General features: G+C 69.6%; 14 protein-coding genes. 7 read left to right on the forward strand and 7 right to left on the reverse strand.

The annotated features are described in order from the left end of the window. Positions 1-18: 18 nt before the first annotated feature. Together ASD34_RS22565 and ASD34_RS22570 are read right to left on the reverse strand one after the other, a co-directional pair. Positions 19-897 (reverse strand): alpha/beta fold hydrolase, encoded by an 879-nt coding sequence (locus ASD34_RS22565; RefSeq protein WP_056582281.1) that lies wholly within the window; start codon positions 895-897, stop codon positions 19-21. A 31-nt stretch (positions 898-928) separates the two neighbouring features. Next, complete coding sequence (locus tag ASD34_RS22570; RefSeq protein ID WP_056582283.1) at positions 929-1,756, reverse strand: DODA-type extradiol aromatic ring-opening family dioxygenase; 828 nt, start codon at positions 1,754-1,756, stop codon at positions 929-931. Positions 1,757-1,856: 100 nt separating this feature from the next. On the opposite strand from ASD34_RS22570, the gene ASD34_RS22575 reads away from it, so the two are divergent. After that, positions 1,857-2,792: a LysR family transcriptional regulator gene (locus ASD34_RS22575; protein WP_056582286.1), complete on the forward strand. Its 936-nt coding sequence runs from the start codon at positions 1,857-1,859 to the stop codon at positions 2,790-2,792. A gap of 94 nt (positions 2,793-2,886) precedes the next feature. Then, on the forward strand, positions 2,887-4,743 hold the full coding sequence (locus ASD34_RS22580) for an ABC transporter ATP-binding protein (protein WP_056582288.1): 1,857 nt from the start codon (positions 2,887-2,889) through the stop codon (positions 4,741-4,743). A gap of 7 nt (positions 4,744-4,750) precedes the next feature. Here the strand turns inward: ASD34_RS22580 and ASD34_RS22585 are convergent, their stop codons facing one another. Further along, positions 4,751-5,179, reverse strand: coding sequence for a VOC family protein (locus tag ASD34_RS22585; RefSeq protein ID WP_056582290.1), 429 nt, complete (start codon positions 5,177-5,179; stop codon positions 4,751-4,753). A gap of 85 nt (positions 5,180-5,264) precedes the next feature. Between ASD34_RS22585 and ASD34_RS22590 the strand changes: the two genes are divergently transcribed. The 3 genes from ASD34_RS22590 to ASD34_RS22600 all read left to right on the forward strand — a co-directional run bounded on the left by ASD34_RS22590 (position 5,265) and on the right by ASD34_RS22600 (position 9,064). Further along, a complete protein-coding gene (locus ASD34_RS22590; RefSeq protein WP_056582292.1) occupies positions 5,265-5,858 on the forward strand; it encodes a TetR/AcrR family transcriptional regulator in 594 nt (197 codons plus the stop codon). Between the two features lie 396 nt (positions 5,859-6,254). After that, positions 6,255-7,649 (forward strand): DUF2868 domain-containing protein, encoded by a 1,395-nt coding sequence (locus ASD34_RS22595; protein WP_056582294.1) that lies wholly within the window; start codon positions 6,255-6,257, stop codon positions 7,647-7,649. Then, the gene (locus ASD34_RS22600; RefSeq protein ID WP_056582295.1) at positions 7,646-9,064 is read left to right on the forward strand and encodes a GTPase/DUF3482 domain-containing protein; all 1,419 of its coding nucleotides are present in this window, start codon (positions 7,646-7,648) and stop codon (positions 9,062-9,064) included. The genes ASD34_RS22595 and ASD34_RS22600 overlap by 4 nt, the downstream gene beginning before the upstream one ends. A gap of 9 nt (positions 9,065-9,073) precedes the next feature. Here the strand turns inward: ASD34_RS22600 and ASD34_RS22605 are convergent, their stop codons facing one another. Continuing rightward, positions 9,074-9,865: a crotonase/enoyl-CoA hydratase family protein gene (locus tag ASD34_RS22605; protein ID WP_268810582.1), complete on the reverse strand. Its 792-nt coding sequence runs from the start codon at positions 9,863-9,865 to the stop codon at positions 9,074-9,076. A gap of 135 nt (positions 9,866-10,000) precedes the next feature. Here ASD34_RS22605 and ASD34_RS22610 point away from each other — a divergent pair, with 135 nt between their 5' ends. Further along, positions 10,001-11,020, forward strand: coding sequence for an AraC family transcriptional regulator (locus tag ASD34_RS22610; protein ID WP_056582297.1), 1,020 nt, complete (start codon positions 10,001-10,003; stop codon positions 11,018-11,020). A gap of 205 nt (positions 11,021-11,225) precedes the next feature. Then, the gene (gene trhA, locus ASD34_RS22615) at positions 11,226-11,849 is read left to right on the forward strand and encodes a PAQR family membrane homeostasis protein TrhA (RefSeq protein ID WP_056582299.1); all 624 of its coding nucleotides are present in this window, start codon (positions 11,226-11,228) and stop codon (positions 11,847-11,849) included. A gap of 3 nt (positions 11,850-11,852) precedes the next feature. On the opposite strand, the gene ASD34_RS22620 is transcribed toward trhA, so the two are convergent. Genes ASD34_RS22620 through ASD34_RS22630 form a run of 3 tightly spaced genes read right to left on the reverse strand, consistent with a single transcriptional unit; the run spans position 11,853 to position 15,710 of the window. Continuing rightward, positions 11,853-12,854 (reverse strand): tripartite tricarboxylate transporter substrate binding protein, encoded by a 1,002-nt coding sequence (locus ASD34_RS22620; protein ID WP_056582302.1) that lies wholly within the window; start codon positions 12,852-12,854, stop codon positions 11,853-11,855. Between the two features lie 34 nt (positions 12,855-12,888). Next, positions 12,889-14,127 (reverse strand): acyl-CoA dehydrogenase family protein, encoded by a 1,239-nt coding sequence (locus ASD34_RS22625; protein WP_056582304.1) that lies wholly within the window; start codon positions 14,125-14,127, stop codon positions 12,889-12,891. Positions 14,128-14,138: 11 nt separating this feature from the next. Beyond that, a complete protein-coding gene (locus ASD34_RS22630; RefSeq protein WP_235510165.1) occupies positions 14,139-15,710 on the reverse strand; it encodes an AMP-binding protein in 1,572 nt (523 codons plus the stop codon). Positions 15,711-15,913 lie beyond the last annotated feature (203 nt).

Genomic DNA, 15,913 nt, shown 5'->3' on the forward strand with positions numbered 1-15,913 from the left:
CCGAACGACCAATCGGCCTCAGCCCAGGAACCGCCGCAGTTGCGCGTTGACCTCGGCGGCGCGTTCGTACTGCACCCAGTGCCCCGCGCCGTCGATCACCACGCCTTCGCGACCCGGGCCCTCGCTGGCCAGTTGCGCCACCAGCGGACGCGGATCGGCGGTGACGTCGAACTCGCCCCACAGCAGCAGCGTCGGCACGGCCAGCGTGTCGATCGCGGTCTGAAGCCCACCCGAAAGCGACACCTCCTTGCTGCGAAAGCGGGTGCCGTGGCACGAGAGGTCGTGGATCTCGAAGGCCAGCGGATCGATGGCGGCCGCCTCGTGCAGCATCAGCGCGCCCAGGTTGTGCATGAGCGCGGCGCGCTCGGTCTCGCGGTCGGGGGCGGCGCGCCAGTTGATCATCTCGACCGTCATGCGGCGCAAGGTGCCGTGGCCGCCGCTGCCCATCAGCGCGAGGCGGCGGATGGCGCCGCGCCGCACCGCGAAGCGCGCGGCGGTGAGCCCGCCGAACGAGAAGCCGCCCAGGTCGATGGGCGTGCCAGCGCCGATGAGCGCATCGAGCGTGCCGCCGAGTGCTGCCAAGAGCGGCACCAGCGCGTCTTCGCCGGGCGCCACGCGCGGCAGCGCATCTGAATCGTGAAAGCCCGGCATGTCGGGCAACAGCAGCGTGCGCTCGGCCGACAAGGCCTCGGCATTGCGCAGCCAGTGCATCCAGCTGCCGTGGCCGCCATGCAGCAGCACGATGGGCGGCTTCGTCGTGTCGGTGCCGAAGCGGCGCCAGCGCACGCGCACGCCGTCGTGCACCGGGTCGTGCGAGGTGGACAGGGCTTCGATGCGGGCGATCAGGCGCCGCGCTTCGGCGGATTCGTCGGGGGTAGGAAGAGCGGGCGTGGGCATGGCTTCATTCTGCCGCGCGGCCCGCGTGCCTTCAGGCCGCGCCGAACCGATAGCTCGACACCACGAGTCCGCCCATGAAGGCGTCCTCGTGGTAGACGCGCTCGCCGGCCTCGCCTTCGGCCGCACCGACCGCGACCATCAGCGGAATCAGGTGCTCCTCACGCGGATGCGCCACGCGCGCCGAGGGGGCCGAGGCCCAGTCCTGCAGGCGCTGCACGCGCTCCTGCGGCGTAGCCTGCACAGCCGTCTCGTCGAGCCAGTCGCCGAAGGCCTTCGACACGCCGTGCGCCTGCGGGCCGAAGTTGCGCAGGTTGTGATAGCTCAGGCCGCTGCCGACGATGAGCACGTTCTCGTCGCGCAGCGGCGCGATGGCGCGACCCAGCGCAATGTGCTCGGCCGGATCGAGCCCGCGCCGCAGCGACAGCTGGACCACCGGCACGTCGGCGTTCGGGTACATCGCGGCCATCGGCGAGAACATGCCGTGGTCGTAGCCGCGCTCGGGGTCGATCTGCGCCGGCAGGCCGGCGGCGGCGATCAGCGACTGCACGCGCTGTGCGAGTTCGGGCGAGCCGGGCGACGCGTAGCGCACCTCGTAGGTGTGGGCCGGAAAGCCCCCGTAGTCGTAGATCATGGGCGGACGCGGGTTGCCCTGCACCGTGAACACGGGCGACTCCCAGTGCGCCGAGACCATGAGGATCGCGGACGGCGTGCGGCCGATCTGGTGCGGCATGTCGGCCAGCGAGGCGGCGAGCTGGTCGTAGGTGGCGCCCATCTCCTTCTTCATCCAGGGCCAGGGACCGCCGCCGTGCGAGATGAAGTACGTGGGCAGGCGCGAAAGTGTGGTGTTGTCGTGGGTCAAGTCGATGCTCCTTGAAAGCGCTGGATCGACTGTAGACATTTCCTTTCAGGAAATCGACAGGCTACGATGCATCGAATCATTTCTCCACAGGAAATCATCGATGGACCGCATGACCAGCCTGCGCGTGTTCCGCGAGGTCGTCGAGGCCGGAAGTTTCGTGGCCGCGGCCGAGCGGCTGGGCCTGTCGGCGCCGATGGCCAGCAAGCACGTCGCGCAGCTCGAGAAATCGCTGGGCGCTCGCCTGCTGCACCGCTCGAGCCGCCACCTGAGCCTCACAGAAGCCGGCACCGCGTGGTACGAGCAGAGCCGCCGCGCGCTCGACCTGCTCGATGCGGCCGAAGCCGCCATCGGCCAGACCAGCGACGCGCCGCGCGGCCAACTCAAGGTGAGCGCGCCGGTGTGGTGCGCCACGCCGCGTTTCGCGCGCGTGCTCGCCGATTACCGCGAGACCTTTCCCGAGGTGCTGGTCGACATGCACCTGGAGAACCGCAAGGTCGATCTCGCGGCCGACGGTTACGACCTGGCCCTGCGCGCCACGCAGGAGCCCTCGCCTGCGCTCATCGCACGGCCGCTGTGCCGCGTGCCCTTTCACCTCGTCGGCACGCCGGCCTGCCTGAAACGCCATGGCGGCCCACCGGCGCTGCCAGCGGACCTCGCGAAGCTCGGCGCGATCGTGCCCAGCTACGTGAACCTGGACAACCTCGCGCTCAAGGGGCCGGGCGGGCGCATGTTTGCGCTGCGGCTCACGCCCGCGATGCGCTCCGACGACACCACGCTCACGCTGCACGCGGTACGCGCCGACATGGGCATCGCGTACCTGCCCGCGTGGCTGATCGACGACGACCTGGCGCAGGGCCGGCTGGTGCAGCTGCTGCCTGCGTTCGAAGCGACGCCGGTCACGCTGTTCGCCGTGTACACGAGCCGGCAGTACATGTCGCCCAAGTTGCGAACTTTCATCGACTTCCTGAGCGAGCGACTCGGAGGCATGGAAACAAGTACAGCACGCGTCGACGACACCAAGCCGCGGCGCGGCTGAAGGGTGACTGAAGGCCGCGGCCGCGAACGCACCTTTTCGGGGCAAGGTCATGCAGGCAGGGCTACATTCGAAGGCTCTCCTGGAGACCGCTTCCTTGTTCCGCTTTTTCGAAAAACTCCTTCCCCCGTACCCCGCCGCCGAACCCGCATTGCCGCCCCAGGGCTTCTTTGCCTTCCTGTGGGCCTGCACGCATGGCGTGCGCGGCAAGATCGCCGCGATGGCGATGCTCACCGCGGTGATGTCGATCTTCGAGGCCGCGCTGTTCGCGATCCTCGGGCGCATCGTCGACTGGCTGGGCCCGCAGGCACCATCGACGCTGTGGGCCGAGCGCGGCGACACGCTCATGTGGCTCGCCGCGTTCCTGGTGATCAGCATCGGCGTGGTGGCGCTGCAGACCATCGTGAAGCACCAGACGCTCGCGGTGAACCTGCCGATGCGCCTGCGCTGGAACTTCCACCGCCTGATGCTGGGCCAGAGCATGGCCTTCTACCAGGACGAGTTCGCGGGCCGCATCACGGCCAAGGTGATGCAGACTGCCCTCGCCGTGCGCGAAACCGTGTTCGTGCTGGCCGACGTGCTCGTGGCCATGGGGGTGTACGTGGCCACGATGATCATCCTGGTGGGCGTGCTCGACGCGCAGCTGGTGTGGCCGTTTGTGATCTGGCTGGTGCTGTACATCTGCGCCCTCGTCTACTTCGTGCCGCGCCTGGGCCAGGTCGGCAAGGCGCAGGCCGATGCGCGTGCGCTCATGACCGGGCGCGTGACCGACGCCTACACCAACATCGCGACCGTCAAGCTGTTCTCGCACACGCAGCGCGAGGCCGGCTTTGCGCGCGACGCGATGCGCGAGTTCATGAAGACGGGCTATGGCCAGATGCGGCTGGTGAGCGCCTTCGAGATCGTCAACCACACGCTGAGCATGGGCCTCACGGCCGGCATGGCGGGCATGGCGCTGTGGCTGTGGTCGCACGGCACGGTGGGCGTGGGCGCGGTGGCCGCCGCCACGGCGATGGCGCTGCGGCTGCAGGGCATGTCGCACTGGATCATGTGGGAGATGACCAGCCTGTTCGAGAACATCGGCACGGTGCAGGACGGCATGAAGACGCTGTCGCGCCCGCGCACGGTGCTGGACGCGCCCGACGCCACGGTGCTCGACGTGCCGCACGGCGAGGTGCGCTTCGAGCAGACGAGCTTCCGTTACGGCGACGCGGGCCGCCGCGTGATCGACGACCTGAACCTCGTGGTGAGGCCCGGCGAGAAGATCGGCCTCGTGGGCCGGTCGGGCGCGGGCAAGTCGACGCTGGTGAACCTGCTGCTGCGCTTCCACGACCTGGAAAGCGGACGCATCCTCATCGACGGGCAGGACATCTCGAAGGTCACGCAGGATTCGCTGCGCATGCACATCGGCATGGTGACGCAGGACACCTCGCTGATGCACCGCTCGGTGGCCGACAACATCGCCTATGGCCGGCCCGACGCCACGCTGGCGCAGATCGAAGCGGCTGCGAAGCGCGCCGAGGCGCACGATTTCATCCAGACGCTGGGCGATGCGGGCGGCCGGCGCGGCTACGAGGCACATGTGGGCGAGCGCGGCGTGAAGCTCTCGGGCGGCCAGCGCCAGCGCGTGGCCATCGCGCGCGTGATGCTGAAGGACGCGCCGATCCTGCTGCTCGATGAAGCCACGAGCGCGCTCGACTCCGAGGTCGAGGCCGCCATTCAGCAGAGCCTGTACACGCTGATGGAAGGCAAGACCGTGATTGCCATCGCGCACCGGCTCTCGACCATCGCCGCGATGGACCGGCTCATCGTGCTCGACGAAGGCCGCGTGGTCGAGGAAGGCGACCACCGCACGCTGATGGCCCAGGGCGGCCTGTACGCGCGGCTGTGGGCGCACCAGAGCGGCGGCTTCCTGGGCGACGGTCTGGAAGAAGACGAAGCCCTGCGCGCCTGAGCGGGCCTCAGGTCGGCAACGCGCCGGCCTCGTACTGTGCGGCGAATTCACCCGACGGCGGGATCGGCTTGATGATGTCGATCAGCACGCCGTTCGGGTCGCGCGTGATGAAGTGGCGCTGGCCGAAGGCCTCGTCGCGCAGCGACAGCAGGATCGGCAGGCCGGCCGCCTTCAGCCGCTCGTGCACCGCGTCGGGGTCGTCCACTTCGAAGTTCAGCAGCAGCCCGCCTGCCACCTGTCCGCGCGCTTCGACGGGAATGGTCTGGTGCGCGCCGTCGAGCACGGCAAGGTTCACCGAGGCATCGTCCGTCAGCTGCAGGTGCACATACCAGTCGGTCGTGAACAGCGACGCAAACCCGAAATGCGCCTGGTAGAAGGCCGCGGTGCCGGCCACGTCGTTGGTCATGATCACCGGGTAATAGCTTGTCACTTTCATGGGGTGGCTCCTTCGTGGATAAAACATACAAACTGACTGTAAGTTAAATATTAATCTACAAACAGACTGCATGTAAATTAGGGGCATGGCCAAAACCCCGTCACGCACCAACCGCGAACGCACCGAAACCACCCGCCTCGCGCTGACCGAGGCGGCCCGCACGCTCTTCGTCGGCAAGGGCTACGGCGACACCTCGACGCCCGAGATCGCCATGGCCGCCGGCATCACGCGTGGCGCGCTGTACCACCACTTCAACGACAAGCGCGACCTGTTCCGCCAGGTGCTGCTGCGCGAGGCGCAGGCGGTCGCGGCCGACATCGACGCGGCCACGCCGGACGAGCTCGGCCCGCGCGAAGCCCTGCTCCTGGGCAGCGAGACCTATCTGAAAGCGATGACGGTGCCAGGCCGCACCCGGCTGCTGCTGATCGACGGGCCGGCCGTGCTGGGCATGGCTGAAATGATGTCGATGGACGACGCCACATCGGCAAATTCATTGCGCCAGGGGCTGGCGCGCGCCGGGATGGGACGCGGCGAGGTGTCGCTCGACGCCCTCGCCCGCCTGCTGTCGGCTGCCTTCGACCGCGCGGCCCTGGAAATCGATGCCGGCGCCGATGCCGGCAAGGTGCGGGCCGCCATGCTGTGGCTGCTCGAGCAGGCGCTGCCGCCGAAGCAAAGTTAGACAGCGCCACGCACTCACCAGGCGACGCGCTCACCGGGCATTTGTCGCCGCTCTCGCGCTTCGCAAGTCCTACAGCACGCGCCGCCCCCCGCCGACACCCGCGCGCCGGCGGGCGCCCGATGCTGGGTCATCGCCAACCACAAGGAGCCCTCGCGTGAATTCCATCATCTACATCGTCGGTCTGGTCGTGGTCGTCGTGGCCGTGCTGTCGTTCTTCGGCCTGCGCTGAAAACCACCGACCGCGCGTCCTTTCTTCTGGCTGCACGCGCAGCGCAACGGGGCCGTTCGCGGCCCCGTTGTCCGTGGACGGGCCTCGTCATGCGCCGGGCATAATTTGCGCGCCCCGCCCCTGCTTTCCTGCGCCGGGGCGTCATTGGCGAAGAAGAAGGGACTCTGTTGACCACCACCGCACTGCGCGAGCCTGCTTTTCCGGATGCGGTGATCACCGAAGCGGTCCGATGGACCGAACAGCACGGGCCGCTCGACGACGCGTCGGCCCTGCGCACCGCAACCTCGCGCAGCGCCGACGGCCACTCCCGAATCATTGAACGCGCCCACCAATTGGGCGAGCGCATGGGCCTGCAGGCTGAGCTCGCACGCGGCCGTCAATGGGCACCGTGGGTGCTGATGGCATTGGTGGCGTTGGTCGTGATCGCAGGGCTGGGCCTCGCGGGTCAGGTGATCGGCGTCAACGACCGCCACATCAACGTGATCGTCGCGCTCGTCAGTCTGTTGGGCCTGCACGCGCTCACGTTGCTGTTGTGGCTGGTCGGCCTGTGGCTGCCCTCGGGCACTTTCGGCACAGCCTCGCTGGGCTGGCTGTGGCTGACGCTCACGGCGCGCGTGGCGGGTGGCCAGCGCGGGCAGGCGCCGCTGCTGGTGCGCGCAGCCACGGGACTGCTCACGCGCGCGCGCCTGCTGCCGTGGGCCTTCGGACTCGTGAGCCATGGCATCTGGGCGCTGTCGTTCGCCGTGGTGCTGGCAGCGATGCTGTTCGCCCTTGCCTTTCGCAGCTACACGCTGAGCTGGGAAACGACGATCCTCGAACCGGCTTTTTTCGTGCGCGTGGTGCAGGCGCTGGGTTGGCTGCCGGCGCAGTTCGGCTTTCCCGTGCCCGATGCGGCCACGGTGCAATCCGCCGCCCCAGTCGCATCTGCCCAACGCACCTGGGCACTGTGGCTCACCGGCTGCATCGCGGTCTACGGCCTGCTGCCGCGCCTGGCGCTGGTGCTGCTGAGCGCCGCTGTCTGCCGCCACCGCCGCCCAGCCCTTCAGCCCGACTGGCAGGCGCCCTACTACCGCAAGCTGCTGGCCCGCTTCGCCGCGCTGGCGCCGCCCGCCATCGTCGATGCCGACCCGGGCCGCGCACACCCCGCGGCGCCCGCCGGCCTGCCGGCTTCCGAGCAGCACGATGGCCTGTTCGTCGTCGGCTTCGAACTGCCGCCCGACGTGCCCTGGCCGCCCGCCGGCTTGCCGGCATCGGCCGCACAGGTCCATCGCATCGACGGCAGCGCCCCGGCGCGCCGTGCGCTGCTCGACCAGCTCGCGCAGGCTCACCCGCGCAGCGTGCTGCTGGTCTGCCATGCCGCGTCGAGCCCCGACCGCGGCACCGAGCGCTTCCTGCGCGAGGTGCTGATGCATTGCGGTGAATGCCGCCTCTGGCTGGCCGATGCGCCGAACGCCGCCGCCACCCAACGCTGGCGCGACTGGCTGCGCGACGCCGGGCTCGCCCACATCGTGGCGAGCGACCAACTCGATGCCGTCTTCCAGGAAGGCACCGCCACCGCATGACGTCCCCGATCCGCATCGCCGTCGTCGGCCACACCAACGCGGGCAAGACGTCGCTGCTGCGCACGCTCACGCGGCGCGTGACTTTCGGCGAGGTGTCGCAGCGCCCGGGCACCACGCGCCATGTCGAGTCGGTCGATCTCGAGGTGAACGGCCAGCCGGCCGTGCGCTTCTTCGACACGCCGGGCCTCGAAGACGCGGTCGCATTGCGCGAGCATCTGGCCGGCCTCGATGCCGCCGCACAGGACACGCCGCCCGAACGCATCCGCCGCTTCCTGCAGGGCCCCGAGGCGCACGGCGTGTTCGAGCAGGAGGCCAAGGTGCTGCGCGCGATGCTCGACATCGACGCGGCCTTTCTCGTGATCGACGTGCGCGAGCCGGTGCTGCCCAAGTTCCGCGACGAGATCGAGTTGCTGAACTCCTGCGCGCGCCCGGTGCTGCCGGTGCTCAACTTCGTGCGCGACGCCGCCAGCCGCGAGCCGGCCTGGAAAGAGCTGCTCTCGGCCTACGGCCTGCATGTGCAGGTGCGCTTCGATGCGGCGGCACCGTTCGTGGGCGCCGAGCACGACCTCTACAACGACCTCGCCACGCTGCTGCGCGACCGTCGCGACGTGCTGCGCGGGGTGGTCGACGCCCTCGACGCCGAGGCCGGCGCGCGCCGGCAGTCGGCCTGCACGCGCATCGCGGACCTGCTGGTCGATGCCGCATCGATCCGCCGCACCGTGCCCGCCGCCGAGTTCGCCGACGCCACGCGCCGGCAGGCACTCATCGCTGGCGTGCAGAAGGACGTGTTCGACAAGGCCCAGCGCTGCACCGATGACCTGCTCGCGCTCTACGGCTTTCGCCAGGACGACGCCGACGAGGCACCGCTACCGATCATCGAAGGCCGCTGGACGCTCGACTTCTTCAACCCCGAGGCGATGAAGGACGCGGGCCTGCGCCTGGGCAAGGGCGCGGTCATCGGCGCCGCCGTGGGCGTGGTGGCCGACCTCGCGGTGGCGGGCCTGTCATTGGGCGCCGGCGCAGCATTGGGCGGCGCCATCGGCGGCGCGGTGTCGCAGGGCTGGGGCCCGCTGGGGCGCAAGCTGGCCAACAAGCTGCGCGACATGCACGAGCTCACGGTCGAAGACAGCGTGCTCTTCACGCTCGCGGCGTGGCAGCTGCAGCTTGCACAGGCGCTGGAACGGCGCGGCCATGCGGCCGTCGAGCGCATCCGGGCCGAGGCCCCGTCGGCGGCCGAGGACGACACGCTCATGCGCGCCGCCGCCGGCGCCGTGCGTGCCGTGCAGCCTGCGCGCAACCATCCCGAATGGGAATCGACCGGCGCCCTCACGCGCAGCTTCTGGCGCCCCGCGCCGCAGCGCGAGGCGCTGGCCGGCATGCTGTCGATCGAACTGCAGCGCGCCTTCGACGTTTGATGCCGGGCTTCAGCCCACCACTTGCTCAGGCGTGACCTTCGCGAGCGACTTGTCGACGAACGCCCCCAGCCGCGTCTGCACTTCCCCGCCGGTCTGCACCACCGCCGCCATCAGCGACTCGGCAAACATGCCATCGGTGGCGGACATGTCGGCGATGCGGCTGATCGACGTCACCATCGCGTAGTTCGACAGCGCCGCGTTCTTCGCCACGCGCTTGGCCAGCACCATCGCGGCACGCAGGCTCTCGCCGGGCGCGGCGATCTCGTGCGCCAGGCCCAGCGTCTTGCCGGCGCGGGCGTCGAGCACGCGGCCGGTGAGCATCATCTCGACCATGCGCCCCGGCGTGATGATGCGCGCCACGCGCACCGTGGCGCCGCCGCCGGTGAAGATGCCTTTCTGCCCTTCGGGCAGTGCGAAGTAGGTCGACGGGTCGGCCACGCGCACGTGCGTGGCCGCCGCCAGTTCGAGTCCGCCGCCGACCACCGCGCCGTGCAGCGCCGCGACCACCGGAATGCCGCCGTACTGGATCTTGTCGAAGGTGCTGTGCCAGCGCTGGCACACGCGCATGAAGTCGACCGCCGTGCGCTCCTTGTCGTGATGCTCCTTGAGGTCGAGCCCGGCACAGAAATGCGGCCCCGCGCCGGTCAGCACCACGGCCTTGGCCTCGCGCGGCAGTGCGGAGAACACGGCGTCCAGCGCGGCCAGCGTGGCCTCGTCGATCGCGTTGCGCTTGGCGGGACGGTTCAGGGTCACGACGGCGACCTCTTCGTCCATGTGCAGGGTGACGTTCCGTTCGATCACGGCAGGGCTCCTTGGTTATTGCGGGTTCCGCCACGGACATGTGGCGCTTCAGGGCTACGATAGCCCTGGGCGCGGCGCCATTGCTTGCAGATCACGCCCGTTCATTTGCAGAATCCGCCAACCGTTCTTCCCGTAATGCCACCCGAGCGCGCCACCGTCGCCGTCAGCTTCCTGCAGCACCTGCTGAGCGGTGCACGTCGCCAGCTCAGCCCGCGGGACATCGACGCGCTGGCCGCGCAGGCCGGCATCTCGCCGCAGCTGCTGCGCCAGGAAGGCGCGCGCGTCACGCGCGAGCAGTTCGTGCGCATGTACGAGTGCGTGTCGCTCTTCATGGGCGACGAGATGCTGGGCCTGTGGTCGCGACCGATCCGCGCGGGCGCGCTCAAGTACCTCGGGCTCAGCCTGCTCGACGCGCCCTCGCTCATGGTCGCCATGTACCGCTTCACGCGCTTCTGGAACCTGCTGCTGGACGACCACCGCCTGCGCATGACGCGCGCCCATGGCGTGGCCACGATCACCATCGCGCCACACCCGGAAGCCGCCGCGCGGCCCACCACGCCCTTCGGCCATGCGCTGATGGTCAAGCTGATCCACGGCGTGGCCTCGTGGCTCATGGGGCGGCAGCTGCCGGTGCTGGGCGTCGGCTTTGCGTTCCCGCGCCCGGCGCGCTTCGACGAGTACGCCAACCTGTTCCCCGGCCCGCTGCAGTTCGAGCAGGACACCTCGTCCGTGCGTTTTGCCGAACCGGTCCTGCGCCAGACCTTCCAGCGCACGCGCGCCGAGCTGCTGGACTTCGTGCGCCGCGCGCCCGACGACTGGATCTTCGTCACCTTCGACCACGACACCACCAGCGCCACGGTGCGCGAGTTCGTCGCCGCGCACCTCGCCTCGGACGCCACGCTGGGCGCGGCGGCGCGGGCGGTGCACATGTCGGCGCGCGCGCTGTCGCGCCAGCTCGCGGCCGAGGGCACGAGCTTTCGCGCGCTGAAGGAAGAAGTGCGGCGCGACCTCGCGATCCAGCGCCTCGTGAAGACGCGCGAGCCGATCGACCGCATCGCGGCCTCGGTCGGCTTCGACAACACGCCGGCCTTTCACCGTGCCTTTCGCACGTGGACCGGCAGCACACCGCGTGGCTACCGGCAGCGCGCCGGTTAGTTGGCCGTTCCTGCCAGCGCCTGCAGCTTCGCGAAGTCGCCCGGCCGCGCGCCCATCTGCTCGGCCGATGGGTATCGGGAACGCATCCGGCCGCCGGATGTACACAGTTGAAACAGAGATTCAGAGAGGTTGCCCGGTCACGGCGCAGTCACGGCCGCTCTCTAGCATCCGCGTGCGCCCGACGCCCTCTCTTTCATTCCAATCCATGTACCCCGGCGAACGACTCAACGGCTACAGCCACCTGTTCGGCCTGCTGCTCGCGCTGCCGGCGGCCGCATTGCTGCTCGCCAAGACACTGCCCACCGGCGATCCGGCGCGCATCGCGGGAGGCCTGGTGTTCTCGCTGTCGGCCGTGGCGCTGTACGCGGCCTCGACGCTCTTTCACAGCACGCGCGGGCGCAGCAAACGCCTGTGGGAGCGCGCCGACCACTGCGCGATCTTCCTGCTCATCGCGGGCACCTACACGCCCTTCGCGCTCGTCACGCTGCAAGGCCCGTGGGGCTGGCTGCTGCTCGCGGCGATCTGGAGCGCGGCGTGCTTCGGCATCTGGCGCGAACTGAAACCCGCAAGCGTCGGCGCAGAAAAGAAGCCCTCGCTGCCGCTGTACATCGGCATGGGCTGGCTCGGCGTGCTGGCCGCCGCGCCGCTGGCGGCCAAGCTGCACGCCACGGGGCTGGCGTGGCTGGTCGCGGGCGGCGTGCTCTACACGGTGGGCACGGTGTTCTATCGCAACCGGCTGGGGCTGCGCCACGCGCACGGCGCCTGGCACCTGTTCGTGCTGGCGGGCACCGCGAGCCACTACGTGGCCGTCGGCTGGTTCGTGCTCTGAGCCTTACAAAGGCTGCAGCTTCGCGGTCTTCATCATCCGTTCGGTGAGTTCGATCTCGCTCGCGAAGGCCTGCACGTAGGCCTCGGGTGTCGAGGGGCTCACCTCGCTGCCCAGCTCGGTCAGCGCAGTGATCACGGCCGGCTGCTTCAGCGCCTGGCTGAACACTTCGTAAAGCCGCGCAGCGATGGCGTCGGGCGTGCCTGCCGGCACCGAGACGCCGCCCCACGACGTGAGTTCCACACCGCGCAAGCCCAGTTCGGCCAGCGTCTGCACCTGCGGCAAGGACGCGTTGCGCTTGCTGCCGGCCACGCCGAGTGCGCGCAACTTGCCGCCCTGCACGTGCGGAAACGCCACCGAGAAGATCGGCATGCCGAAGCTCACCTGGTTGCCCAGCACGGCGTTGACGAGTTCCGATGCACCCTTGTACGGCACGTGCGTGGCCTGCGCGCCCGCTGCGTGCAGGAACAGCTCCACGCCCAGGTGGGAGGGCGTGCCGACGCCGCCCGAGGCGTAGTCGAGCTTGCCGGGGTTTGCTTTTGCACGCGCCACCAGCTCCTGCAGCGTCTGGATGCCCGAGGCCGGGTTCACCACCAGCAGCACGTCGGAGTTGGTGAGCCGCATGATGTGGCGGAAGTCCTTCACGGCGTCGTAGCCCGGGTTCTGCTGCATGCGCATGTTGGCGGCCATGGGCGCGGCCGAGTAGATCCAGGTGTAGCCGTCGGGCGCGGCGCGCGCGACCTGGCGCGCGCCGATGTTGCCGGCCGCGCCGCCGCGGTTCTCGATGATGACGGGCTGCCCCAGCAAGGGACCGACCGCTTCCGCGAGGATGCGCGCGCCGTTGTCCGGGCCGGTGCCGGCGAGGTACGGCACGATCCACTTGACGGGGCGGGTCGGCCGCCAGGCGGCGGGGGTGGCGGCGCCGGCTGCGCGAGCAATGGCTGGCAGCAGGGCCGAGGCAGCGATCGCGCCGCACAGCGCGCGGCGATGGGCATTGATGAGCGTCATGGCTTGTCTTGTCTCCGGATGGTCTGGTTCGGTCTCAGGCTGCGTCGCCGATCAGCTCGCGCGCGATGATGTTCTTCTGGATTTCGCTGGTGCCCGTGAGCACGCGGTACATGCGCAGCATGCGGAACAGGAACTCCACGCGCCGCCCCTGCACGATGCCTTCGCCGCCGTGGATCTGCACCGCTGCATCGGCCACGCGGAACGCGGCCTCCGAGCAGAACAGCTTGGCCATCGAGGCCTCGGCACGTGGATCGCCGCCGGCGTCGATCTGCCGCGCGGTCGACAGCATCAGCGCACGCGCCGCGCACAGCTGCGTCGCCATGTCGGCCAGCGAATGCTGGATCGCCTGGAACTGCGCGATGGCGCGGCCGAACTGGCGGCGCGTGCGCGCGTAGTCGCGTGCATCCTTCAGTGCCACGGTCGCCAGCCCCACCATGCCGGGGCAATGCAGCAGCCGGTTGACCGTGATGCGGCCCAGCGCCAGCGCCAGCCCCTTGCCCGGTTCGCCGATGAGGTTCGCGGCCGGCACGCGGCAGCCGGTAAGGACGATGTCGCCGGTGGTCGACTGGCCGGCCATGGTCTTGTAGCCCGATTGCACCTCGACGCCCGGCTGCGTGAGGTCGACGAAGAAGGCCGTCACCTCGCGGCGCGCCGGGTCGTCCGAGGTGGACGCCATGAGCACCGCGAAGTCGGCAAAGGGCGAGCCCGAGATGAAGCGCTTGCGCCCGTCGAGCACGTACACGTCGCCCTCGCGCCGCGCCGTCGTCTGCACCGCCCCGGCATCGGAGCCGGCCTCGGCCTCGGTGAGCGCAAAGCAGATCGCTTTCTCCGCCTGCGCCACGGGCCGGATGAAGTTCGCCAGCTGCTGCGGCGTGGCGAACTTGGCGAGCGCACCCACGCGCGGCGGCCCGCTGAGTTCGCCGAACACATGCGGCGCGAGCGGCGAGCCGCTCGCGTAGATCGATTCCTTTACCAGCACATGGTCGAGCAGCGACAGGCCGAGCCCGCCCATGGCCTGGGGCAGCGTCATGCCGTAGAAGCCCATCGCGTGCGAACGGCGCCAGACGTGGCGCAGCGTTTCCTTGTCGGGCGCATGCTCGTGATCGATGCCTTTCTCGCGCACCAGGTCGGCCAGTTCGCCGTTCAGGAAGTCACCGATGCGGGCGATCAGCCCGGCCGCGCGCGGCGAACCCTCGAAGGGGCCGTCGAACAGCGGCGCGCGGATCGCCGAGGCCTCGGTGGCTGCGGCGGAAGGTGTCAGCGTGGTGTCCATGTCGTTCTCTTTCAGTTGACGCGCCGCGCCTGGCCGGCCCAGTACGGCGTCTGGATCGCCTTGCGTGCGACCTTGCCGTTGGCGTTCTTCAGCAGCGACTCGACGAACTCGATGCGGCGCGGCCGCTTGAAGCCCGCGAGGCGTGCGGCGCAGAAGTCGTCGAGCCCGGCCGTGTCGGGCGAGGCGCCCGGCTTCAGCACGATGTGCGCGGCCACGGCCTCACCCCACTTGTCGTCAGGCACGCTGAACACGCAGGCCTCGGCCACGGCCGCGTGCTGGTACAGCACGGCCTCGACCTCCGACGGGTACACGTTGAAGCCGCCGCTGATGACCATGTCCTTCTTGCGATCGACGATGTAGATGTAGCCCTCGTCGTCGGCGCGCGCGAGGTCACCCGTGTGGTAGCGGCCGTCCTTGAGCACCTCGGCCGTGAGCTCGGGCGCGCGCCAGTAGCCGGCGAACACGTCCTCGCCGCTCACCACGATCTCTCCCACTTCGCCAGGCGCGACCGGCTGGCCCTCGTCGTCGACGATCTCCACCAGCGACTCGAGGAACGGCCGGCCGCACGAGGCCAGCCGCTCGGGCATGGCGGCGCGCGCGAACAGGTGGTCTTCCACCGAGAGGCCGCACACGCCCGAGGTGGTCTCGCCCGCGCCGTAGCCTTGCGAGAGCACCGGGCCGAACACATCCATCGCCTGCATGATCCGCGCGGGCGCCATCGGCGCGGCGCCGTAGCCCAGGCGATGCAGATCGGGCAGCGGGCGGTAGCGGCCCTGCAGCTCGGCCAGCAGCATGTTGATCATGGTGGGCACCATGAAGGTGTGGGTCACGCGCTCCTTCTTCATGTCGTCGAGGAAGCGCCCGGGCTCGAAGCCGGTGAACAGGCGGATGGTCGCGCCACTGCACAGCGCCGGCACGATCTGCATGCCCGAGGCGTGCGTGATCGGCCCCACCAGCCCCAGCAGGTCGCCGGGACGCAGGCCTTCGCTGCGCGACAGGAACTTGCGCAACTGGGCCAGCCGGTTGCCGAAGGTCTGCATCGCGGCCTTGAGCACGCCGCTGGAGCCGGAGGTGTAGTGCAGCACGGCCAGCTCGTCGGCACGCACGCGCTCCGAGGTGAAGGCGTCGCTTGCGAGGGCCAGCTGGCCTTCGTAGGAAGCGGGCGTACCTTCGGCCGCATCGAGCAGCAGCAGCTTCGGGGCCGCGCCCTTCAGCAGCGGCAGAAAGGTCTCGGCGCGCGCGGCGGTGGTGACGATCAGCGCGGCGTCGCTGTTCGCGATGACCTCGGTCACCTCGACGGGGGCGAGCCGCGCGTTCATCGGTGCCTTCACGAGCGCGGCCTTGTAGCAAGCCAGTTCCAGCTCGACGATCTCGATGCAGTTGGGCAGGTACACGCCGACACGGTCGCCGCGCTGTAGGCCCAGCCCGCGCAGGGCATTGGCCAGGCGGTTCGCGCGACGGTCGAGCTGTTCGTAGGTGCAGGCGCGCTGCGGCGTGGTCACCGCGATCTGCCGGGCATGCAGGCGGGCGGCGCGGGATGCGAGTTCGCCAACATTGGCGATCTCGGGTGAGAGTGAGGGCAAGTTGTCTCCTTGTGGCAGGTGCCTGTGCACCGTCGGGAGAACTGTCGCAGGCAACGCCGCCGCACAACAAATACCGATTGCTGATGCGCGGCCATCACAAAAGTTGATGATCCCTTCGCACGACCCTCTGGCCCGCGATAGCTAGGTGTGAAGCTTCAATAGGTTGTTGCGGGTGTTCACCCGGAGTGGTTTTGAGAGACTGG

This window comes from Variovorax sp. Root473 (assembly GCF_001426505.1).
Taxonomy (GTDB): Bacteria; Pseudomonadota; Gammaproteobacteria; order Burkholderiales; family Burkholderiaceae_C; genus Variovorax.

Bases quoted from the DNA above. Each gene is read 5' to 3' on its own strand.
- ASD34_RS22625 (WP_056582304.1), bottom strand. From the start codon at position 14,127: ATGGACACCACGCTGACACCTTCCGCCGCAGCCACCGAGGCCTCGGCG.
- trhA (WP_056582299.1), top strand. From the start codon at position 11,226: ATGTACCCCGGCGAACGACTCAACGGCTACAGCCACCTGTTCGGCCTG.
- ASD34_RS22585 (WP_056582290.1), bottom strand. From the start codon at position 5,179: ATGAAAGTGACAAGCTATTACCCGGTGATCATGACCAACGACGTGGCC.
- ASD34_RS22565 (WP_056582281.1), bottom strand. From the start codon at position 897: ATGCCCACGCCCGCTCTTCCTACCCCCGACGAATCCGCCGAAGCGCGG.
- ASD34_RS22620 (WP_056582302.1), bottom strand. From the start codon at position 12,854: ATGACGCTCATCAATGCCCATCGCCGCGCGCTGTGCGGCGCGATCGCT.
- ASD34_RS22575 (WP_056582286.1), top strand. From the start codon at position 1,857: ATGGACCGCATGACCAGCCTGCGCGTGTTCCGCGAGGTCGTCGAGGCC.
- ASD34_RS22590 (WP_056582292.1), top strand. From the start codon at position 5,265: ATGGCCAAAACCCCGTCACGCACCAACCGCGAACGCACCGAAACCACC.
- ASD34_RS22600 (WP_056582295.1), top strand. From the start codon at position 7,646: ATGACGTCCCCGATCCGCATCGCCGTCGTCGGCCACACCAACGCGGGC.
- ASD34_RS22610 (WP_056582297.1), top strand. From the start codon at position 10,001: ATGCCACCCGAGCGCGCCACCGTCGCCGTCAGCTTCCTGCAGCACCTG.